Source organism: Mesobacterium pallidum (genome assembly GCF_019966535.1).
Taxonomy (GTDB): Bacteria; Pseudomonadota; Alphaproteobacteria; order Rhodobacterales; family Rhodobacteraceae; genus Mesobacterium; species Mesobacterium pallidum.
Genome location: NZ_JAIMID010000031.1, coordinates 26,472 through 48,558, shown reverse-complemented (window position 1 = coordinate 48,558; position 22,087 = coordinate 26,472). Strand labels below are relative to the sequence as shown.

Below are 22,087 nucleotides of genomic sequence, written 5' to 3'. Positions count from 1 at the left end.
CCTGCAGTTCCAGAATACTGAAAACGCCGCTTCATAAAACAAAATCAATGCGTTGGGACTTGTTCAGGGTGAACTACTTCTTCTCACCGGACCGGAAGAGTGCGCATCCGCACCGCCATTTGGCCGAGTTCAGCGGCATCCTTCAGGCGGACGCCTATACGGGCTTCAAGGCGCTCTATGAGCCCGATGCTACCGGCGCGGTGCGCATCCGGGAGGCCGCCTGCTGGGCACACCTGCGCCGGGACTTCCACGATGTCTGGACCGGCACCAAGTCGGAGATCGCCCGGGAGGCGCTGGACCGTATCGGCGCGCTTTACGACATCGAACGCGAGATCACCGGCTGCTCCGCCGAAGAGCGGCGACGCGTTAGGCAGACCCGCACGCGCCCGCTGGCGGAGGACTTCAAGGCGTGGTCGGAGGCCCAGCTCGGCCGGGTCTCCGGCAAGAGCGCACTGGCCAAAGCCTTCCGCTACGCGCTCCGCCGCTGGCCCTCCTTCACGCTCTTCCTGGAGGACGGCCGCGTGGCCATCGACAACAACCCGGCCGAGCGTGCGATCAAGCCCGTGGTGATTGGTCGGAAGAATTGGCTCTTCGCCGGGGCCGATGCCGGGGGTGAAACCCTCGCGAAAGCCATGACGATCATCGAAAGCGCGAAGCTCAGCGGCCACGACCCCGAAGCCTACCTGGCAGACATCCTTGCCCGCATCGGAGATCACAAGATCAATCGCCTCGACGAGCTCCTGCCGTGGAACTGGGTGCCACAATCCAAAGAGGCAAAGGCCGTCGCCTAAGCTGCGGTCCTTACCGGCCGGTTACGCTCAAAGAAGGTTGGTCTCCCGAACAGATCGCGGGTCGATTGCACTTTGAAGGCCAGACAGTTCGTGTGAGCTACGAGACAATTTATGCTTATGTCTACAGTCCAGACGGCCAATCCAAAGAGCTGGCCCGATACCTACCAAACCGGCGCAAGAAACGGAGACCGCACCATTCACGCAGGTCCCGTGGCCTTGTTTTCCCGCCAGATCGGTCCATCCATGAACGACCCGACTACGTTGATACTCGTGAGACTTTTGGCGAATGGGAAGGCGATTTGATGATTTTCGAGCGTGCTCAGGGTAAGATGAACGTCGCCTCGCTCGTTGAGCGGAAGACCCGCTTCGCCGTCCTGTTCCGTAACAACGACCGCAGCACAACGCATCTGATGGACAAGCTAATGACTGTGATGGAACCCCTGCTCCAAACAGCCCGTAAATCGATCACCTTTGATAGAGGTATTGAGTTTGGAAACGGCGCAAGCTGAAACCTGGAATCGGAACCGAGGCATGGTTCTGTGATCCTCAAGCCCCGTGGCAAAAGGGTTCCGTCGAAAACCTGAACAAGCGTGCTCGGCGCTACTTACCAAGAGATGCGCCTGTCGCCGCGCTCTCAAATCGAGATATGAAGTCGATTTTTGCCCGCTTGAACGGCACGCCCAGAAAGTGTCTGGGATGGCGCACACCAACTGAAGCATTCAGGGAAGAACTGATGAAACTGAGATAGCGGAAACCGTCGCAACGACCCTTGAGCCATCATTTAATGGAGCGGTTTGCCGGTCCGAAGCATGTGGCCAATCCGCGCAAGCGTTTCAGGCGTCGCGACCAGCGCCATGAACACCTCGCTCTCAAGAGCAGCCAGATCGGCCTCCGACGTCCCTGCCCCTCCTGCGGCGAAAATCTCGGCAATGCGCGACTGAAGCGCAAAAGCGTTCGGCGTAATCCGCCCATCGTCTCGGGCAGTTTCGCGCTCCGACAACAACCCGCTCAGAACCGCCTGCCGATCCAGACGCAATGTCACCACCTCTTGCGCGCCCTGCCTCGGCTCCAATGTGTCGAGATGCGCAAGGGCTGCGGCAAAGACATCGTCGTCACGCATGACCACCGGTTGAGACGGATCCAACAAAGCCAAATCCCCCGCCTCACGCGCCGACCCAGCGGGGGCCTCAAGTGTGGCCGCGTGAAAGGCCCTCGTGATCCGGTCCGACAAATCCGCCTCGTGCGATGCTGTGGCGCGGGCTCGGTCCAACAGTCGCCGACATCCGCCCCAGCCCGGCACCAGACCGACAAGATGTTCGGGCAGACCGATCCGCGTCTCGGCATGGGCCACTGTGCCCGTGCAATGCATCGCCAACTCGCACCCACCGCCAAGCGCCAGCCCGTGCATCGCGGCGACGCTGGGCGTGTGGGCCGTCCGCAGGGCGGCGAGAACCATTTGCCCGCGCGTGATGAAGGCCTCGATCGCCGCCCATTTTCCGCCCTCGATCCACGCCACCACCTTTGACAGATCGGCACCTGCGGAGAACACCCGCGGATTGTGATTGCCGACAACCATCCCGCGCGCAGCGCCGTTCAAGCGGCTCACCCCCTCTTCGAGAATGTCGAAGACCGCGGGGGCAAGGGCGTGCATTTTGCTCCGAATATCCAAGCAGATCACATCATCGCCCAGATCCCAAAGCGCTGCAGAGGAATTTTGGGCCAGTGCTTGGCCTGCGGCCTGTGCCCGGCTCAGCCGGTCCGCCTCGCCACTCCGCACGACCGGAGTCGCCAGCGCCTCGAACGGCACGCCTTCGGGCATCTGCGCCCGCAGACGCGCCTGCGTTTCAGGGCTCAGCTCCCGCCACAACGCTACCGGTCCCGCGCGCCAAGCATAGCCCAACTCCATCCCGAGATCCGTCTCCTTGAGCGAGGGCGCAATCTCACCCGCGTGGATCAAAGCATAGTCCACCACCTGCGCCAGAACCGCCCGCGCATAGGCCCCAGAGGCCGTGTCATTATTCAACAAAAGATCGAGATCGCGCCCCGCCCCCGGCAGGTCTTTCTGCGCGAACCCGCTATGCGCACGATACACGCCGGAGTTCAGGTCAAGCGCCTCCAACGCACCGCTCTCGGACTTACGGTAAAACCCGGCACGGCTTTTGCGCCCGAACCGCCCGGCAGAAACAAGATCCGTAATTACCCCCTGCCCCGGCAGATCGAACGCATTGATCGCGTCCGTCCGGGGCAGCGCCGCCATCAACGAGCCCCAGATGGGTTTGACGACATCAAGCCCGACCAAATCCAGCAGGCCGAAGACGCCCGTGCGCGGCACGCCAAAGGCCATGTGCACCGCATCTGCCTCCTCGACCGTCAGCCCAAGCCGCAACGCCTCGACCACCGCCACCGAAAGCCAGGTACAGCCCAGTCGGTTGGCGATGAAACCCGGCGTGTCGCGGCATTCGATCACGGTTTTGCCAAGCGCCTTTCGCCCAATCTCGGCAGCGCGGTCGAACGCCACCCGGTCCTCAGATCCGATCAGTTCCAATAGTGCCATGCGCCGGGGCGGGTTGAAGAAATGGCTGATCAAGAAATGATCCTGAAACGCCGCACCGCGCCCTTCGATCAGCCGTCCGCGCAGAATGGTCGAGGTGTTGGAGGAGACAATCGCATCGGGTTTGCGCAAAGGCTCGATCCGTTCGTAAAGTGCACGTTTTAGGTCGAGGTCTTCAAGGATGGCTTCGACGATCCAATCCGCCTCCGCCACACGTTCCAGATGGTCCTCGGTATTGCCGACCCGCACCAGGCTGACGGGCGCCTCCCCCATGAACGCCTGTCGCGCGATCTGTTGCGCAAGGCCTCGTTCAGCGGGCGCATCTCGCACCCCATCCGGCCCCGCCCGATCCAGCAGATCGACGGCAATCCCCGCATTGGCAAACTGCGCTGCGATCCCGCCGCCCATATTTCCCGCGCCGATCACCGCTACGCGCCGGCATCCCAAATCCTCGACCCCGAAGGCCGTCTTGATCGTGCTCATGATATCTCCAGACTTCACTATGTGTTGGCGTGGGCGAAGATACCCGCGCCGAAGGACCTCAGATCGCGAGGTCGAAATCCGCCGCCGTCAGCGCAAGCGTCGCGCCATTGCCAGTCTTGGAAATCGCATGAAGTGCCGCCGCCATGGGGAAGACATTTGAGGCATAGAACCGCACCATGCTCAGCTTGGCCTTTGCATGGGTCGTGTTGCGCCCTTCTGCAAGACGCTTGGACGCCGAAATTGCGGCATCGCCCATCACCCAGGCGCCGAGGCAAATCCCAAAAGCCTCAAGGATATTGACAGCTGCCGACAGGGGCTCCGTACCGTTTTGCGCCACTAGCCAGTCGGTCAGATCGCCGACGATTCCGGCAGCCTCTTCGACCATCGCGCTCAGTCCGGACCAATCGGCGTCCCCGCCGCTCTGCGTCTTCAGCCCCTCGGCGGTCGCATTCATCTCGGCGATCAGCTCGCGCGCGGCGGTGCCGTTGTCGCGTTTGATCTTGCGGCCCACTAGGTCGAGCGCCTGAATGCCGGTCGTGCCCTCGTATATCGTGGTGATCCGCGCATCCCGCAGGTGCTGCGCAGCGCCCGTTTCCTCAATATAGCCCATGCCACCATGGATTTGGACGCCCAAAGATGCCACATGCACCGATAGTTCCGTTGACCAGGCTTTCACCACCGGAATCAAAAGATCTACGCGCCGCTGATGGTGCGCACGAGTCTTGTCTTCCTCTGCGCGATGCGCAAAATCCAGAGACCGCGCCGCGCGAAATGCCAAAGCCCTTGCCGCTTCAGTCCGCGCTTTCATCAGGCCCAGCATCCGGCGAATATCCGGGTGTCCCATAATGGCCGCTTCCGCGCCCTCGGGCGTGCCGCCCTGCACACGGTCCATCGCGTAGCGCACCGCATGTTGCGTGGCCGCCTCGGAAATACCGACACCTTGCAGGCCCACGCCCAAACGCGCGTTATTCATCATGGTGAACATGTACTGAAGCCCTTTGTTGGGCTCACCCACCAGATAGCCGATGGCACCGCCCTCATCGCCATAAGACATGGTGCAGGTCGGACTGGCGTGAATGCCCAGTTTATGTTCAATCGACACACAACGCAGGTCATTGCGCAACCCCGGAGTGCCCTCGGCATCGGGAATAAATTTCGGCACAATGAAAAGCGAAATTCCTTTGACGCCTGCGGGCGCATCTGGCAGGCGCGCGAGCACGAGATGGATGATGTTTTCCGCCAGGTCATGTTCGCCATAGGTAATGAAAATTTTCTGCCCGCTGATCCGGTAGTGATCCCCCTCCGGCACCGCTTTCGTGCGGATAGCGGCCAGATCAGACCCGGCCTGCGGTTCAGTCAAGTTCATCGTCCCGGTCCATTCCCCGGTCACGAGTTTCGGCAGGTAGAGCGTTTTGAGATCATCGGAGGCATAGCCGTTGATCGCCTCAATCGCGCCCTGGGTCAAAAGCGGACAGAGCTGAAACGCCGTGTTCGCGCCATTGAACATTTCGATAATGGCGGCGTTCACCACCTCCGGCAGGCCCATTCCTCCGTGATCCGGCGCCGCCGTGGGCGCGTTCCAACCCATCTCGACCAGCGTGTCATAGGCGACACGCCAGCCTTCCGGTGTCGTCACCTGCCCCATGGCAAAACCGAGCCCAGCCTGATCGCCCGCAGCGTTGAGCGGTCCGAGCACATCGCCTGCAAATTTCCCCGCCTCTTCGAGGATCGCTCCCACTATGTCGGGACTGGCTTCCTCAAGCCCGGGTAGTTGCGAAATTTCGTCCAGCCCGCAAAGTTCTTCAAGGACGAACATCATTTCTTCTGTTGGCGCAACATAGGTCATTGCCTCAATTCCTTTTTATCACAGTTTCTCAGTCAATTCCGGGACAACATCAAACAGATCTGCGACGAGGCCGAAGTCCGCGCCCATGGCCAAAGCGTTGCGAATAGTGTCGGTGGTTTTCTTTTCACCTATGGACACGATCACCACCTCGGAAGCCACACCGGCTTCTTTCATACGGATCGCCTCTTCGACAGAAATCTCGTCGAACGGGTTCATCGACATCTTCACATTGGCAAGATCGACACCCGTGCCGTCCGCCTTAACCTTGACCTTAACGTTGTAATCAATCACCCGTTTGACGGGAACGAGCACCTTCATGGGTCTATTCCTTTCTTCAAGGGTCAGCGGGTTGGAACGGGAATCGTGTCCTCGCCGCGAAAATCGTAAAATCCGAGTTTGGTCCTTTGTCCGAGCCAGCCGACTTCGACGTATTTCACCAATAGCGGACAGGGTCGGTATTTGCTGTAGGCGAGCCCGTCGTTAAGCACGCCCATGGAGAGTCCGGGGCCGATGATCAAGTTCGATCCCATCAGCTGACTGAGCTGGGTGATCGGCGCGGCCAGAACAACCCTGTAGCCATCGACAAGCGTGTTCAAAAGCGGCACGTTTACGTCGAAGGCCTGATAGCTTCCAGAGCAACCGCGATGCCCTGCCCACCACCAATGCACATGGTTGCCAGAGCCCGTTTCAAACCTGTACGCTCTAGCTCGTAGAGCGCCTTTAGAAAGATTATAACCCCCGATGCCCCGATCGGGTGTCCAAGTGCTATTGCGCCACCATTGGGATTCACCTTGTTATTGTCCAAACCAAGAGTCTTGCTCACAGCTAGAGCTTGCGCCGCGAAAGCCTCATTCGACTCGATCACATCAAAATCTGAAATTGTCAGTCCTGTTCTCTTTAGAAGACCTGATACCGCTGGAATTGGCCCAATCCCCATGATGTCCGGACGCACGCCTGCTATATGATAGCCGAGCAGCCTTGCTCGCGGTTTCAATCTCGCTCTGGCTGCAGTATCTGCAGTCGCTAATACAACTGCGGCGGCCCCGTCATTTAGGCCCGAAGCATTTCCCGCCGTGACTGTACCATCCTTCTGGAAGGCTGGGCGCAGGTTTCCAAGCGATTCCAGTGTACTTGCCTTAGGATGTTCATCAGTATCAAAAGACACCATGTTGCGTTTGCCCTTCACCTCGACGGGAACAATCTGGGATTTGAAATACCCGTTATTGATCGCGTTCAGGGCGCGCTCCTGACTTTGCAGTGCAAACTCGTCTTGAGCCTCGCGGGTAATTGCATATTCTAAGGCAACATTTTCCGCCGTGACCCCCATATGCCCTGTGCCAAACGGACAATTGAGTGCGCCGAGCATCATGTCGGTTGCACCAGTGTCGCCCATTTTTTGCCCCCAGCGGATGGCCGGCATGATATACGGCGAGCGGCTCATGCTTTCGCTGCCACCGGCAAGTGCTATGGCCGCATCTCCCTGAATCAACGACTGCGCCGCAGACACGATGGCTTGAAGCCCAGAACCGCAGAGCCGGTTTACGTTCATTGCGGGCGCTTCTTCTGGCACTCCGGACCCAATTGCGACCGCGCGGCTAAGATACATATCACGCGGCTCAGTATTAATAACATGACCAAACACCACATTTTCAATTTGCCTGCCATCAATGCCAGAGCGAGCAATCGCCTCCTTCGCCACGATCTCCCCAAGCTCGATAGGCGACGTGTTGGCAAGAGCCCCTCCAAAGGTTCCGATGGCTGTTCGCGCACCGTCCAATACTACGATATCTTTCATTTTTTCACCGTTGCTTCGTTCTGCATCAAGAAGACCGCGTTGGTCCGTTGCCCAGTACAGAAATCATTTTTCAAGAAGTTCGGAAGTAAATGTTCCGAGGCGCGACACGCGCGCTCCGGGTTACTTCCGTCAGAAACGAGACCCTAGAACCGGTAGGCAACACCGATATTCAAGATTGTTGGGTCCACCGAAACCTTGCCTCTGACCGGTGCCCCGCCGAGTGTCCCAGAGATATCTGTTTCGAATGGCGTGTAACGTATATCGGCATTAGCAAACCAATTATCGCTCATTTGATAGCGCATTCCAACTTGGAGAGCAGGCGCCCAAGCGTCTTTCAAGTCGAAGTCCGCAAGTGCATCCCCTTGTTCTTCCAGAAACAAGATTCGAGCGATACCGGCACCAACATAAGGGCTAACGGATGAATTAGTCGGAAAGTGATATTGAAGCGACAAGATGGCAGGGCCGTATTTTGTCTCTCCGACGGTCATCCCCCCCAAGCTGCCGGTTCCTGTAAGATCGGCGGTTGCAGGAAAACCACCAAAAAAATTCAATGCCAAAGATGAATTCAAGAAATAAGAAACATCGAAACTCAGTGTGGTGTCATCGGAGATATCGATACCAGACCCCGGTATTGGCGCACCGCCCGCGCTGATTGAATCCAACGTTTCGTTCGTGAATACTTTCGCCGCATTCAGGCCAAAAAGCCAGTCGCCTTTGGAGTAAAGCGGTTCCGCATTTGCGACGCTGAACGACGAAAAGCAACCAAGCATCGTGATTAACACAAACTTCGAGGCAAAAGGCCCCTTGGATTTTACATTAGATTGTTTCATTTATTCCTCCCTTTTAGTCGTTCTTCCGCGCATTTTGCTCGGTCTCAAGGAGGCGGAACATGCGATCTGCAAATCCGCCTGCCTGTTTTCAGGCTACGCCAGAAGCACGTCTCCATATGCTTCCCGCAGCTTGTTCTTCAGCACTTTGCCAGTTGCGTTTCGTGGAAGTTCATCCACAAAAACGACCGCATCCGGGATCTGCCATTTGGCGACTTTGTCGGAGAAGAAGGAAATCACATCCTTCTCTGACACTTTTGCCCCTGGTGCCTTGACAGCGACAAGGACCGGCCGTTCGTCCCATTTTACATGCTTCGCCGCAATTGCGGCGGCATCTGCAATACCGGGATGAGCGACCGCGATTCCTTCAAGTTCGACGGTGGAAATCCATTCCCCGCCCGATTTGATGATGTCCTTGGAGCGGTCTCGAATCGTCATGAACCCATCGGCATCAATCGAGGCCACATCGCCGGTTTCAAACCATCCATCGGATTCCAAAGTCGTACCCGGTTCCGCACCGAAATAGCTGTCTACGACCCAATGGCCGCGAATGCGAAGATTGCCTTGCGCCGCCCCATCCTCGGGAAGTGTACTGCCTTCATCGTCGACGATCTTGAGTTCCACGCCATAGGGCGGGCGGCCCTGGCTTTCGCGCACTTTGGCCTGTTCTTCCTTGGTCATGCCCGCATGGCGTTCCAGCAAGGCATTCGCGGTCCCGAGAGGCGAGGTTTCGGTCATGCCCCAAGCGTGCACGACTTCGGTGCCATATTTGTCGCGGAATTCGGCGATCATCGAAGGCGGGCAGGCCGATCCGCCGACCACCGTCCGTGTGAGGGTCTCGGCTTTGGAGCCGAGTTTGTCGAGCGATGCGAGAAGCCCCTGCCAGATTGTAGGAACACCAAGCGCGACCGTCACGCCTTCGTCGTCGATCAGCCGTGCGAGGCTGTCACCGTCAAGCCCCGGACCGGGCAGGACCAGTTTTGCGCCGACCATCGCGGCGGCATAGGGGATGCCCCAGGCATTAACGTGGAACATCGGAACCACCGGCATCATCACTTCGCGCGCTGAAATATTCAGCGTATCGGGAAGGGCCGCGCCCAAGGAATGCAACACCGTAGAGCGGTGCGAATAAAGAACGCCCTTGGGATTACCCGTGGTGCCGGAGGTATAGCAAAGGCTGGAGGCGTCATTCTCGTCGACATCCACCCAATCGGCGTTTTCGTCCCCCGTGGCCAGGAAGTCCTCGTAGAATATAAGTCCGGGGATCTTGCTGGCTGCCTTTTCGTCACGCGCGGACATGAGAACGAAGGTGTCGACCGTCGTCAGGTTTTCCCTGATCCCTTCGATGATCGGCAGGAACGTCTTGTCAAAAAAGATGACCCGGTCTTCCGCGTGGTTGATGATATAGACAAGCTGTTCGGGGAAGAGGCGTGGATTGATCGTGTGGCACACCATTCCACCGCAGGAAATGCCGAAGTAGCATTCCAGATGCCGCGCGTTGTTCCACGCGATCGTCGCCACGCGATCCCCTTGGAAGAGCCCCAGCTTTGTCAGCGCGGAGCCGAGCTGACGGGCTCTATCCGAAATCCCTTTCCAGTTCGTCTTTGTCTTTGTGCCATCTGTTTCCACCGACACAATCTCGGTGTTGCCATGATAGCGAGCGCCGTGATCAATGAGTGAGTGTATTGTGAGGGGCATCGCCATCATTTGTCCGCGCATTTAGCTTCCTTTCCGGATTTGTGTTTAGGAGCGGCTATTTGGTCGGTCTGGTAGGCTCGCAAGCCGCTAGTCGCGGCTTGCAGTTTCTTACAACAAACCCCATCGCATCCTTGGCAACTGGCTGTTTTTTCATGATTTTCGTAAGATTTTTTAGGCAACAGACCGGCTCCTGTCAAAAATACGCACCTGCCCCAGAATGATCTCGGCCGCATTCTCAGCGATGACCATGGTCGGGGCGTTGGTGTTTCCAGCGACAAGGCTTGGCATGATGGATGCGTCCACCACTCGCAGCCCAGATACACCGCGAACCTTAAGCTCGGGGTCGACCACAGAATCCTTGTCCGCACCCATTCGGCATGTACCAACCGGATGATAGATTGTTTCTGCGCTTTCCCGAATGAATGCCGCGATCTCATCGTCGGTCTGTACAGATTTACCGGGGTGCACTTCGTATTTGCTGTGCGCAGACATTGCCGGCGCTTCGAGTATCCTGCGCCCAGCTTTGAAGGCTGCAATCATCGTTCCCATATCTTCCGGATCGCTAAGATAATTCGGCTGAATCAGAGGATCGTCCATCGGATCCGGGCTTTTGAGGCCGATATAGCCGCGGCTCTTGGGCAAAAGATCGCAGATGTGAAGCGTATAGCCATAACCAAAAGCGATCTTGCGGCCATGATCTTTCAGATATGTGGGCAGGAAGTGAAACTGAACATTCGGCCTATCGCGTTCAGGGGACGACTTAATGAACCCACCGCTTTCCGCAACATTTGACGTGAGAAACCCTTTACGTCTGAAGATGTAGGAAAACAAACCACCAATGCCACGCGGCAGAAAGCTGGGCGCGACACCGATCGGGCGCCGTGAGCTAGCAGCATGCATAATCGTTACATCGAGGTGGTCGGCCATGTTCTTGCCAACCTCGGGAAGGTCGTGAACGACGGCTAGACCATGCCGTTTAATTTCTTGGGCATCCCCGATACCCGACAGAAGGAGGAGTTGAGGCGAATTCACGGCCCCGCCGGACAGGATCACTTCGCCGCCGGCATTGAGACGCAGTTGGCGATATTCGCCACTTTGCTGTAAGGTGACACCGGTTGCCGTCTTTTCCTCCATGACAACGCGGGTCACGCGGGCGTCGGTGAAAATCTCAAGGTTGGACCGGGCCTCAGCCCCGCGCAGGAAAGCTTGCGCCGAGCTCCAACGCCGACCATCCTTTTGCGTGACCTGATACATGCCCAGGCCCTCTTGTTCGGCGCTGTTGAAATCGCCGTTGTGGGGGATCTGCAGTTCGCGCCCAGCCTGTACGAAATCACGGCTCAGAGGGTTCACGGTTTTCAGCTCACTCACGGAGAGCTCGCCGCCCCTACCGTGGGTTTCGGTTGCACCGAACCGATGGTTGTCTTCGATGCGCTTGAACAGGTCGGTCATGCGGTCCCAGCCCCAGACATCCGTGCCTGCCTCGGACGCCCAGTAGTCGTAATCGGCCTTGTGGCCACGAATATAGACCATGGCGTTGATGGACGACGACCCGCCCAGCGTCTTGCCGCGTGGCCAGAACAGTTTGCGGCCATTCAGGTGCTCTTGCGGTTCGGTGTCGAATGCCCAGTTCAGCTTTTTGCTGTTGGCCAGCAAGGCGATCCCCAATGGCATGTGGATCAGGGGGCTCTTGTCCTTTGGGCCTGCTTCGATAAGCGCGACGCGTTTTGCCGGGTTTGCCGACAGCCGGTTGGCCAGAACGCAACCAGCGGATCCGGCGCCGACGATGATATAGTCGTACATTTCTTCTCTCCCTATTGGTTACGGGCGGCTGTTATCCAAGCACCCGGACCACGATGTTGATAAGACGGCGTACAAAGCCCGTGTAAGGCGGGAAAAGCATATGCGTGATCGAATGCTTTTCCTCCAGAACGGCTTTTTCATGGGAAAAGGCCTTGAAGCCGTGTTCGCCATGGGCCGACCCAATGCCGGAGTTGTTGACGCCGCCAAATGGAAGGTTCGGGTGCAGGAAATGCACCACTGTAAGGTTTACGCCCACCGCGCCCGAAGAGGTGCGCGTGATGATCTGATCAGCGAAGCCCTTGCTTTTGTCGAAGATATACAGGGCAAGCGGCTTGGGGTTTGCGTTGATCTTGTCGATAACTTTATCCAGATCGACATATTCGATGATCGGCAAGATCGGCCCAAACAGTTCTTCGTGAGTGATTTCCATATCGTCCGAAACCTCGGAGATCAGCGTCGGGGCAACGAAATTCTGGGCCGCGTCTGTCTGCCCGCCCTGAAGGATGCTTGCGCCTTTGGCACGGGCATCCTCGATCAGGTTGCGAACCCTGTCAAAGTGACGTTCGTTCACAATCCGGCAATAGTCGGGCGTTGCTTTTTGAGCCTCGGGCGTCTTTCCATAGACCCGGCCGATCTCGGCCTGAAGCGCAGCCTTGAACGCAGTCGAAACATCGCGATGTACATACACATGATCCGGTGCGATACAGGTCTGACCGTTGTTTGCGAACTTACCCCAGACGATGTTGCGCGCGGCCTTCTTGATATTGGCGTTGGGCCCGACGATTGTGGGCGACTTACCACCAAGTTCCAGAGTGACCGATGTCAGGTTTTTTGCCGCCGCCTCCATCACGACCTTGCCGATTGCCGGGCTGCCCGTGAAGAAAATGTGGTCAAACGGAAGCGACAGTAGCTCTTGGGAAACCGTGGCGTCGCCTTCGATGACCCTGACCAGATCCGGTGTGAACGCCTCTTCCACGATGTCGATGATGACACGGGACGCATTTGGCGTCATTTCTGACGGCTTGATGATGGCACTGTTGCCGGCCGCGATTGCCGAAACCAGCGGCCCGAGCGAAAGATTCACTGGATAGTTCCAGGGCGCGATGATCAGGCACACACCCTTGGCCTCGGGGCGAACCCGTGCCTTGGTGCCAAACACCCCCAAAGTGGCGCGCGCCCGTTTGGGGCGCATCCACGACTTCAAATGGTGTTTGGTGTGCCGGATTTCCTGAAGCACAGGGAAGATCTCGGTCAGTTTCACTTCTTCGGCGGGTTTGCGAAAATCAGCGGCGCAAGCCGCGATGATTTTGTCCTCGTTCCGTTTGACGGCCTCTGCTAGGCGGTCCAGCTGTGCAATGCGTGCCTTGCGGTCAAAACTGGCACGCCGGGCAAGTTGTGCCCGAATCTGGGTGTCAAACGCCGCTCGGATGTCATCGGCACTGGCTGTTTTTGCGTGAAATGATGCAACCTGATTCATGTTCACGCTCCTACTTCTCTTCGTAGAGGACATAGTCCTCTTTCGTGGCGCCACAGTCCGGACAGCACCAATCATCGGGGATCTGACTGAACAGAGTTCCCGGCGGGAAACCTTCGTGTTCGTCGCCAAGGGCTTCGTCGTAGATATGACCGCATGTTATGCAAAGCCATTTCCGGTAGGTGGTTCCGGCGGCGGGGGCCGCCTGTGCCACCGGAGCAGGCGCTTGCGGTGCGGCGGCAGGAGCGTCAACCGCCACGGGTTCGGGTGCCGGGGCCGGAGCGAGTGTCGGTGCCGGGGTTGGTGCTAGCGCTGCGGCTTCGCCGATCAGCACAAAGTCCTCTTTGTCGCGGACCGCGCAATCGGGGCACGAAAAGTCTTCGGGCACTTGTGACCACGGCGTTCCCGGCGGGAACCCCTCATGCGGGTGGCCCTGGATTTCATCGTAGGTGTAACCGCAATCCGGGCATTGATATTTAGCCATTGTTCATTCCTCCCTTACACACGTGCGTTGACAGGCAAGCACATGCGTCGTTCCAGATTTTCTGTCGGTTGTGTCTGCGGCCCCGTCATCGAGTGAGAGCAAGGGGCTGTTTGTCAGGTCAGTGTTGGCCCCATCGGGGCCAACTCCTTAGTCTGAGGCGCCATGCGAGGGTTTTATTCGGCAGGCATGGCGGCAGGTTGCGCAGGTGCGACCGACCCGAATTTACGGTCATAGTACTCACGCATGCCAGGCTCGATCTGAATCTTGTTCAGGTCACCTTTGGCCCAGTCCAAGACACGATGATCCATGATCGATCGGAACCACGAGGGGACCAGCGCCGCAAAGAACATCCCGGGATAGCCCGAAGGAAGCGCAGGCAGATCCTTGAAGTCGCGCAGCGATTGATAGGACCGCGTCGGGTGCGCGTGGTGGTCCGAGTGCCGCTGCAGGTGGAACAGGATCAGGTTGGACATGATATGGTTCGAGTTCCACGAATGGTGCGGCTTCTGATGCTCGTATTTGCCGTTGGGCAGTTTTTCGCGCAGCAGGCCATAGTGTTCGATATAGTTGGCCGAGGTCAGCTGCCACCATCCGTACGCCATCTGAATGGGCAGGAACACAAGCATGATCGGCCCGAAGAATGCCAGCAGTCCGGCGTAAAGAACGACGGTAATGATCAGCGGCTGAAGGATCTCGTTGTCCAGGCTCCAGACACTCTTGCCACTCCGCTCAAGGCGAACTTCTTCGAGCTCCCAGGCGCGTTTGAAGGCACCGGGGATTTCGCGGGTTGCGAAAGAATAGATGTTTTCACCCATACGCGATGTTGCCGGATCTTTCGGGGTCGCCACGTCGCGGTGGTGCCCTTTGTTATGCTCGATGAAAAAGTGGCCATAGCCCACGACTGCCAGCACCAGTTTGGCCATCCAGCGGTCAAATGTTTCTTTCTTGTGGCCCAGTTCATGGCCGGTGTTCAGTGCCAAACCGTTGACGATACCCAGCGACAGTGCAAGCGCAATGAACTCAAAGGCATTGACCGATTGGGTTGCCACCCACCAGCAGGACCCGACCAGAGCCGCATAGTGCATGGGTACAGTCAAATAGGTGAGCACGCGATAGTAGCGATCTTTTTCAAGATCAGGCACGGCCGATTCGGGGGGATTCGAAAAATCCTCTCCGAACATGGCGTCCAGCAATGGCACCGCCAGATACCACAGAATCAGCACCGTTCCGTACCAGATGCTCCAGCCGGTTACCGAGACCAGGTAAAGTCCGATCAGCGGCGTTGCTGGCCAGAATACGGACAAGATCCAAAAATACCGTTTCTTATCAACGTATGCTTCATCGGCGCCGGCTTCCGCCGCGGCCGTTTCGTTCAAATCCTTCATCAGTCTGTTCCTCCCTGAAAGGCTGTCATTTGGCCTTACGGTGGCCGGAAGCGTAAGCGTATTGCATTGCTCCCTCCTGCCGTTTGACGCTGAGATGGCAAAATCCTCTCAACCAGGCCAGCTAACAACTACACGTTCGTGTAGTTTTGAGTTTCGCGCGCTATGGTTATGGAGTCGGGACACCAACGATACATCGCTTCGGGGAGGGAGGGATGACAACGCCCTCCAGAGCAAACCCAGACGACATCTCAGACTTTTTGGAACGGATGAATACCCGTCGTACGAGGTACTCACGAGGTTATCTTAAACGCGACAGGCTAAGTTTTGTAGGACACCCGACAGCCAAGTGTCTTCGTTACAAAGCGCCTCCCGGTTTTGGCAAGTCTGTCCAGGTCGCGCAGTGCGCCCAAGCCGCGCTCGAAAGAAACGAAGACTGCATCTACCTGGATTTTTCGTCGTTCTGGCCAAAGGACCTGTCTGAAGCCGATTTAATTGCGAATTCGATTGTCGCGGCGCTTTCCTCCGAAGGATTCTCCGAGAAACCGACCACGAGTAGTGTGAATATCCTCGCGCTGCGCCTGCTCACGGATCATGAAAGACCCGTCACGATCTGCCTGGATGGCGTAGCAGACGCTGCCACTACGCAAAGGTTTCTGAGAACGATCACACTGGAAACGCCGGAAACCGTTCGATTGGTCATAAGCGAAGGCTTGCCCGACGCGACGGTCTCTCTGTCGGTCCTCTCGGATGTCGTTACGATCGGCCCGGACGATTTGGGTTTCACCCTCGATGAGACTGGCTTGGTTCTGTCACTGGACGCAGACCAGGCAAAGAGAGTGTTCGATTTGACGGGCGGCTGGCCGCTTCTGTGCGCGCTGGCGGGAAAATCGACTGCCTCAGGCGAAGGCATCGTCCATCTGCCCGAGGTTCAGGCCTATTTCGAAAACGATGTGCTGGCGCAGGTGCCGCAACCGCTCCGCGATTGCCTGGAGAAAGCCAGCTGGCTGGAAGAAATCACTGAAGATATCTGCAACTACGTGTTCAAGACGGACGCTGCAGGCCTCAAACTGGCTAAACTTGAAGCGCACTATCGCCTTTTGGCGTCCAGCGCTGCAACACCAAACCGCTATGAAATGAACCGGGCGCTGAAAGATTATCTGCGCAATCGTTTCATAGAGGCAAACGGATCGCGCCAGTCGTATTTCCTGAAACGTATCGCATTCTGGCATTGGCGAAGAAGGGAATACCGCTTGGTCATTAAAGTGGCCCTGCGGGCCCAAGATCATAATTGGGCCCAACGTCTGGGCGAACAAGCTCTGCTGGACCTTGCCCTGAGGCAGGGAGAGATCGAGGCCTTGATAACCTGGTTCACCGGCATTCCTCGGTTCAAATTAATCCAGACACCATCCTTGGCCATCGGATATGCTTGGGTGCTGTACTTCGGCCAACGTGCTCAGGAAGCTCAAGAGGTGCTGGACAGACTGAACGCCTTGCCCGCTTCAGATCCCGCGAAACAGGACGACCCGAATGGATGGGGGGAACTGGTCCACGCCATTGGTCTGGCCACACATGATGAAATGAAAGAAAGCGATGAAGGCTGCACTGCATGGGTTGACATCTATGGGTTGGTCAACCCCGTCGGGCAGGCGGCTGCACAGACCTGCAGAGCCTTCATTGCCGCCTCTGACAGGCAGTTCACTATCCTTTCAGATCAAATCGCCACGGCCACGGTCACAAGCGGAGCAGTCCGTCACCGCTATGCGTTTGGCTGGCTTGCTGCCGCCGGTATCCTGGCCAGACTGCTCAATGGCGACATTTATGGCGCGCGCGCCGAAATCCGGCGGGCACAGAAAGATGAAAACGTCGCCCACGAGCGCACGCCGTTTGTCAGAGGAATGTTCACCTCCTTCGAATTTCAGGTCCAGGCAGAAGACGAAACAATCACACCTGACGGCAGCCTCCTGCAAGAGGCTCTTGATTTCGCTCTGGCATTCGGGGTGACGGATGTGGTGTGGAACACGGTTCGAAGCGCGGTCGAAGTATATATTCGCCGGGGTGACACATCGCGGGCCTTCTTGCTGCTGGAACGCTGCCGCCTTGCGGCAAACGAGCGCGGCTTGAAGCGGTTGGGTATCCTGATTCGGTTGGGCACCGAAGTCTTTGCCATGGGAACCCGAACGAGTACCCCGCTCGGGATCGAACCTCTCCCATCGGACGAAGACTTGGTCTTCTTGCCAAACCAAAATCGCGCTATCCAGGCGGAACGTGAGTTGCTCGAAGCCTCAAGGTTTCTGCGTGACGGGAAACTGGGTCTGGCCGAGAGGCAGGCGCGAAAAGCTCTGACGAACTTTGCCGCCATCAGGGACCAACGCGGTGAGATCAGGGCGCAATGCACGCTTGCGACCACCGTCCATCTGATGGGCGAAGAAAAGCAAGCAAAAAAAAGGATGGTCGATGCCAATCTGCAAGCACAACAACTGGGTGCATTCAGGACTTTGGAAAACAGGCGGCATTTTCTGAGGGTCATCAGCCCAACAGCAAAAGCGTTCCTGGGTCAAAAGGCAGACCAAGTTTCGATTGCCGGAAAAACGGCACATGAACTGACGATCACTAAGCTCCCCGCAGCTCATATATCTGCCCCGATCAGCCGAAAGCAAATCGGGGTTTTGCAGCATGCGGCACTGGGGTTGAGCAACAAGGAAATTGCAGCGCGCCTGCATGTCACGGAAGACACCATCAAATGGCATTTCCGGAAAATCTTATCGTCCCTAAATGCCAGCAACCGTACCGAGGCCGTGTCAATCGCACGTTCGAAAGGCCTCATTTAAAAAGATTCTACACACTCAGGGAGGAACGAAAAATGGAAACAACCGTGATCATAGGCAATGGGGTCGCTGGGACGACTGCGGCCGCAACACTGCGCAGAAACGGCTACGAAGGCACCATTAAGCTGATAGGTGAAGAAGCGGCGCTCCCCTATCAACGCCCACCTCTGTCAAAGGCGTGGTTGCTGGATTCAGACAGACCGAAACCGACCCCTTTGCGGCCTCTTTCGTTCTATGAGTCTAACGGCATTGAACTGATGCGCGCGCGCAAGGTCGTCAAAATTGACAGGAACAAGCGTCGAATCCGCTTCTTGGATGGAAAAACAACGAAATTCGATAACTTGATCCTCGCAACGGGAGCAACGCCTCGCCGCCTCGATTTGGCGGGGGCCGATCTTAAAGGGATTCACTATCTAAGAGATTTGAGAGATTCTGCAGGACTCCGCCAAGCACTGAATCGCCCAGGCTGCCACGACGTCGTTATCGTCGGTGCCGGTGTGATCGGACTCGAGGTGGCCTCTGCCGCAATTGATAGTGGAAAGGCCGTCACGATCATAGAGGTTGGTGGACGAGCAATGGCTCGCGTTGCCTCTCCGGCAGCGACAAACTTCATCACTGAAAAGCTATCAGATGCTGGGGTGCGTTTCATGTTCAACAAGCGTCTCGAAGAGTTTGGCGCTGCTAATCAACATGTTTCTTCCATTAACCTTGAAAACGGAATAGAGATTAAGGTCGATCTTGTCTTGGTGAGTATTGGAGCGACGCCGAATATAACCTTAGCCCAGGACGCGGGCTTGGTTTGTGACAATGGAATCTGTGTGGATCAGGACATGCGGACATCCGACCCCAAGATTTTCGCGATTGGTGATTGCGCGCGCGGTGACAACGCGTTCGTGTCGGGAAAGCCGCGCATTGAAACTGTCCATAACGCATCCTCCCAGGCACAAATCGCAGCAGCTACTATCTGCAATAAAACACGCCCAGCTCCCGTACCACCACGATTTTGGTCCGACCTCAAAGGCATGAAGGTTCAAGCCATAGGAATAGCGGCCGGTTACGATCTGGTACGACGCGTTCCAACCCAGCCTCCGACGTCATTGGAGGTGCACCTAAAATACCGCGACCGTCTTGTTGCAGCCGAGGTTATAAACCTTCCCCATCGTCAAGGCGAACTGGTTAAAGAGATTTCTCCCGTATCATTTTCAGATACAAAGTAACTGAAAATCCCTGTCAAAACCATGCGACTTCCGAAGGGAGTGTGCTTCGGATTTTATGGCCAACAGCAAATATGAATGCTGTGCAGCCTACAGCTAAAAGTCGCTTCCTTTAGAATTCGTCCTCTACAACCTCCCTGTGGACGACCAACTGGCGGCACCGGTATTGCCGGTGCCGCCCTTTTCCGAAAGAGTAATTGAACGGCCCATAATGTTTGCGAGACGGATCATCCCGTGACCTGCTTTTGGGCAGGCACCCCATTCCGGCGATCACGCGCCGTTCCAAGAATTCTACTCCGCACCTCCGAATGTAACATATATCGCGTGGCGATATTTCGCGCATCGTGTCCGTTTCGCGGGCATGAACTTGCGGGACCGTGTAGCACTGAACATCCAGGAATTGAGACGCGCCCGCGGCCTCAGCCAGGAGGAGCTTGCTCATCGGGCCGACGTGAGCCGCGGCCATATGGGCAAGGTCGAGAACGCCAAGTTCGCGGCCTCCCTCGACCTTCTCGAACGCATCGCTCGGGCGCTCAATGTCGACCCCGAAGAACTCTTCGCGAAACGCTAGTCTGTTTCCTGCGGCTTTGATCCCGCCATTCCCCAACGAAAGAAAGAACGGCAAGAACAGTACGAGTGGCACGGGTACATGGCGAAAAGAAAGACAGGCTGGCCCTTTCAGGACGGGTTTCTGAACGATGGTACGCAGGAGATCCACCTGTTCACCGATTACCGTTGGAATGATGGTTCGGTGAGCCGCCGCTGGCATGTCGACCGAGAACGCTTCGATGTCAGCTTTGCCGAGCTTCGCCCGGTTTCCCTGAACACATCGGACCGTTCGGATCAGTAAGAGAACCACTCCGAGTGGCCCATGTTGCCCTCGTAGTCGCCGTATTCGACCATGATGCTGCGGGAATAGAAGTGCCAAAGGCCACCGCTGGTCGGATAGGCGATCTCCTGACCGCTTTCCGAGATGAATGTCGAGGGCCAGGGCGTGTGGGATCCGTAGACCCGCTGGATGTAGCGGCAGGTCCGGTTCTCGCGATCGCAGGAACGGATCGACCAATCCCATTGCCGGGGTTCGTCGCGAGGCTCGTAGGATCGCCCGGCGAACCAGATCACATGGGTGCGATTCAGCCATTCATACTCCGGCAGGTTGGTGTCGAGTTCGCCCTCCCCGCCGGGACCGCCCAGCTCGACCGGCACATGGGCAAAGGTGCAGACCCCGAAGGGCGGCAGGCTTGGCCAGGGCGTGATGCGGCGGATCATCGTGCGATAGGCCCGTGCGCAGACCGCGCTCGGCGGGAACCCTCCTGCCATGCAGAGCATGATGGCGCAGTCGATGTCATAGGCCTGCGCCTTCTCCGGGGATCCGAACACCGCCATCACACCCATCGTTGCCGCCATCACCTGTCGTCTCATGTCGCTCTCCCGCAAAAGTTGCGGCAACTATCGTGCAATATGCAATTTTCTGCAATATGTCGTATTGACTCCATATGACTTTATGGCCTTAGTGTCGTGAAGTAGAAGGGCTCTCGTGGGGAGAGTCCGAACATGCCGATAGCGCGCAACCAGATCCTGATCACCATCGATGGTGTCAAAGACTTGTCCGAGAAGGGCATCGCGTACCGCTGCCGGTATGAACTCGTGGGGTTCACGGACGATGGCAAGCCGCGCTACCAGTGCATCTACCTGCGCGAGGGCGAGCCGGAAGCCATTCTGGTCTCGACCCGGATCACCCCGCACGGGCCAGAGCCGCGGTATTTCAACATATGGCCGGGGCTCTTCAAACATCATCTCGAGTTCGGTGACGGGCGCGATCTGCGCTTTGGTCCTGACTACAGCATCACCCTCGAGGAGCGCGGCTGACGTCATCGCCTTCGGCCGCGACGGGACCGCCCGGACTTCGGGCTGGACGTTTCATGGTGAGCGGCCTGCCTGGGCAGGGCTGGATGATAGCGCTGAGGCCGAAGTCGTTCTGGCCTCGCTGGATGTTGCGCAGCCTTCCGGTCGTGACGACATCCTTTCCCTGATCCAGACGACTGCCGTCCGCCACCAGAGGAACCGTGCCCTGCGCCAAGTTAATCTGGGCGCCGACGACTGGCAGGTCCTGTTCCGCGCCCTTGTCGAGGCGGAAAGCAGCTACAACCCGACCGCCGTCAGTCCCAAGGGGGCCTATGGCCTGGGCCAGCTGATGCCGGACACGGCTCGCGCCCTGGGGGTTGATCCGCGCGATCCCACTCAGAACCTCGACGGCGCAGCGCGCTATCTGCTCGCGCAGCTTGCCACGTTCAAGGACATCGACTTGGCGCTCGCGGCTTACAATGCCGGGCCGCATCGGGTCGTCGAATATTCCGGCATCCCGCCTTTCACCGAGACCCGCGACTACATCGCGCGCATCCACCGGATTCGGTCCCGGCTGGCAGGCACCCCCGTTTCCGCGCCGGACACTCGCATCGCAGACCAGGTGCCAGCCCGCGCGCCCGTCCTTATCGATCTTCAGTAAAACAAGGGAACTTCGCATGCTCAGACATCGCCTCAGCCGCCTCTTGCCCGTCTCCACAACCTTGGCGGCTTTCGCAACGCCCGTTCTCGCGCAAGACTTGTCACCCATCCAGACCATGCTGGAAACCGTCGAGGCCGCGCTGACCGGTCCGATCGGGATTGCAGTCGCGACGCTCGCCGTCATCGGCACCGGTTTCATGTGCATGATGGGACGGCTGAACTGGGGCTGGTTCGCTTCGGTCATCATCGGGATCGTGCTGATCTTCTCGGCGGGCACAATCGTCGACGGCTTCTCCTGAGGTTGGCCGATGACTTTCCCGCAACCTCACATCCTACGTTCCTCTCGAACGCGTTTGCTCGGCAAACGCTGCCTCGAGACGACCTACGGATTCTTCATTTCAGCTAAGCG

19 protein-coding genes and 2 pseudogenes are annotated in these 22,087 nt (G+C 57.6%); 9 read left to right on the top strand and 12 right to left on the bottom strand.

The genetic code is table 11. The features are described 5' to 3' along the window. On the top strand, positions 1 to 791 hold a 791-nt coding region (gene tnpC / locus MF270_RS26225; protein ID WP_238368583.1), incomplete at its 5' end, for an IS66 family transposase. Positions 792 to 817: 26 nt separating this feature from the next. Next, a pseudogene (locus tag MF270_RS26220) lies at positions 818 to 1,539 on the top strand (IS30 family transposase); the annotation flags it as partial. A gap of 33 nt (positions 1,540 to 1,572) precedes the next feature. Here the strand turns inward: MF270_RS26220 and MF270_RS26215 are convergent. From MF270_RS26215 to MF270_RS26160, 11 genes and pseudogenes are all read right to left on the bottom strand, one after another. Beyond that, positions 1,573 to 3,825 (bottom strand): 3-hydroxyacyl-CoA dehydrogenase/enoyl-CoA hydratase family protein, encoded by a 2,253-nt coding sequence (locus MF270_RS26215; RefSeq protein ID WP_027238798.1) that lies wholly within the window; start codon positions 3,823 to 3,825, stop codon positions 1,573 to 1,575. 58 nt (positions 3,826 to 3,883) lie between these two features. Beyond that, on the bottom strand, positions 3,884 to 5,671 hold the full coding sequence (locus tag MF270_RS26210; protein ID WP_027238799.1) for an acyl-CoA dehydrogenase: 1,788 nt from the start codon (positions 5,669 to 5,671) through the stop codon (positions 3,884 to 3,886). Between the two features lie 21 nt (positions 5,672 to 5,692). Then, positions 5,693 to 5,989, bottom strand: a pseudogene (locus tag MF270_RS26205) (electron transfer flavoprotein subunit beta/FixA family protein); the annotation flags it as partial. A gap of 23 nt (positions 5,990 to 6,012) precedes the next feature. Then, positions 6,013 to 6,276, bottom strand: a complete 264-nt coding sequence (locus MF270_RS28475) for a hypothetical protein (protein WP_051360505.1) — start codon at positions 6,274 to 6,276, stop codon at positions 6,013 to 6,015. A gap of 2 nt (positions 6,277 to 6,278) precedes the next feature. Continuing rightward, positions 6,279 to 7,466, bottom strand: coding sequence for an acetyl-CoA C-acyltransferase family protein (locus MF270_RS26195; RefSeq protein WP_027238802.1), 1,188 nt, complete (start codon positions 7,464 to 7,466; stop codon positions 6,279 to 6,281). 143 nt (positions 7,467 to 7,609) lie between these two features. Next, positions 7,610 to 8,296 carry an OmpW/AlkL family protein gene (locus MF270_RS26190; protein WP_027238803.1) on the bottom strand — a complete coding sequence of 229 codons (687 nt, stop codon included), beginning with the start codon at positions 8,294 to 8,296 and terminating at the stop codon, positions 7,610 to 7,612. 93 nt (positions 8,297 to 8,389) lie between these two features. Continuing rightward, positions 8,390 to 10,012: a long-chain fatty acid--CoA ligase gene (locus tag MF270_RS26185; protein WP_027238804.1), complete on the bottom strand. Its 1,623-nt coding sequence runs from the start codon at positions 10,010 to 10,012 to the stop codon at positions 8,390 to 8,392. A 150-nt stretch (positions 10,013 to 10,162) separates the two neighbouring features. Next, positions 10,163 to 11,791 carry a GMC family oxidoreductase gene (locus MF270_RS26180; RefSeq protein ID WP_027238805.1) on the bottom strand — a complete coding sequence of 543 codons (1,629 nt, stop codon included), beginning with the start codon at positions 11,789 to 11,791 and terminating at the stop codon, positions 10,163 to 10,165. A 31-nt stretch (positions 11,792 to 11,822) separates the two neighbouring features. Further along, positions 11,823 to 13,268, bottom strand: coding sequence for an aldehyde dehydrogenase family protein (locus MF270_RS26175; RefSeq protein ID WP_027238806.1), 1,446 nt, complete (start codon positions 13,266 to 13,268; stop codon positions 11,823 to 11,825). Between the two features lie 10 nt (positions 13,269 to 13,278). Continuing rightward, the gene (locus MF270_RS28470; RefSeq protein WP_027238807.1) at positions 13,279 to 13,749 is read right to left on the bottom strand and encodes a rubredoxin; all 471 of its coding nucleotides are present in this window, start codon (positions 13,747 to 13,749) and stop codon (positions 13,279 to 13,281) included. A gap of 173 nt (positions 13,750 to 13,922) precedes the next feature. Then, complete coding sequence (locus MF270_RS26160) at positions 13,923 to 15,134, bottom strand: alkane 1-monooxygenase (RefSeq protein ID WP_238368581.1); 1,212 nt, start codon at positions 15,132 to 15,134, stop codon at positions 13,923 to 13,925. 212 nt (positions 15,135 to 15,346) lie between these two features. Here MF270_RS26160 and MF270_RS26155 point away from each other — a divergent pair, with 212 nt between their 5' ends. From MF270_RS26155 to MF270_RS26140, 4 genes are all read left to right on the top strand, one after another. Next, a complete protein-coding gene (locus MF270_RS26155; RefSeq protein WP_238368580.1) occupies positions 15,347 to 17,962 on the top strand; it encodes a helix-turn-helix transcriptional regulator in 2,616 nt (871 codons plus the stop codon). 32 nt (positions 17,963 to 17,994) lie between these two features. Next, positions 17,995 to 19,176, top strand: coding sequence for an NAD(P)/FAD-dependent oxidoreductase (locus MF270_RS26150; RefSeq protein WP_036784129.1), 1,182 nt, complete (start codon positions 17,995 to 17,997; stop codon positions 19,174 to 19,176). A gap of 358 nt (positions 19,177 to 19,534) precedes the next feature. Next, positions 19,535 to 19,744, top strand: a complete 210-nt coding sequence (locus MF270_RS26145; protein WP_040179450.1) for a helix-turn-helix transcriptional regulator — start codon at positions 19,535 to 19,537, stop codon at positions 19,742 to 19,744. Positions 19,745 to 19,822: 78 nt separating this feature from the next. Continuing rightward, a complete protein-coding gene (locus tag MF270_RS26140) occupies positions 19,823 to 20,023 on the top strand; it encodes a hypothetical protein (protein ID WP_027238812.1) in 201 nt (66 codons plus the stop codon). Here the strand turns inward: MF270_RS26140 and MF270_RS26135 are convergent. After that, positions 20,017 to 20,595, bottom strand: coding sequence for a hypothetical protein (locus MF270_RS26135; protein ID WP_238368579.1), 579 nt, complete (start codon positions 20,593 to 20,595; stop codon positions 20,017 to 20,019). The genes MF270_RS26140 and MF270_RS26135 overlap by 7 nt on opposite strands. Positions 20,596 to 20,727: 132 nt before the next feature. Here MF270_RS26135 and MF270_RS26130 point away from each other — a divergent pair, with 132 nt between their 5' ends. Genes MF270_RS26130 through MF270_RS26120 form a run of 3 tightly spaced genes read left to right on the top strand, consistent with a single transcriptional unit; the run spans position 20,728 to position 21,977 of the window. After that, a complete protein-coding gene (locus MF270_RS26130; protein WP_080458281.1) occupies positions 20,728 to 21,042 on the top strand; it encodes a hypothetical protein in 315 nt (104 codons plus the stop codon). Further along, on the top strand, positions 20,981 to 21,679 hold the full coding sequence (locus tag MF270_RS26125) for a lytic transglycosylase domain-containing protein (RefSeq protein WP_238368578.1): 699 nt from the start codon (positions 20,981 to 20,983) through the stop codon (positions 21,677 to 21,679). The genes MF270_RS26130 and MF270_RS26125 overlap by 62 nt, the downstream gene beginning before the upstream one ends. 16 nt (positions 21,680 to 21,695) lie before the next feature. Next, a complete protein-coding gene (locus MF270_RS26120; protein WP_027238815.1) occupies positions 21,696 to 21,977 on the top strand; it encodes a TrbC/VirB2 family protein in 282 nt (93 codons plus the stop codon). The last annotated feature ends 110 nt before the right edge of the window (positions 21,978 to 22,087 follow it).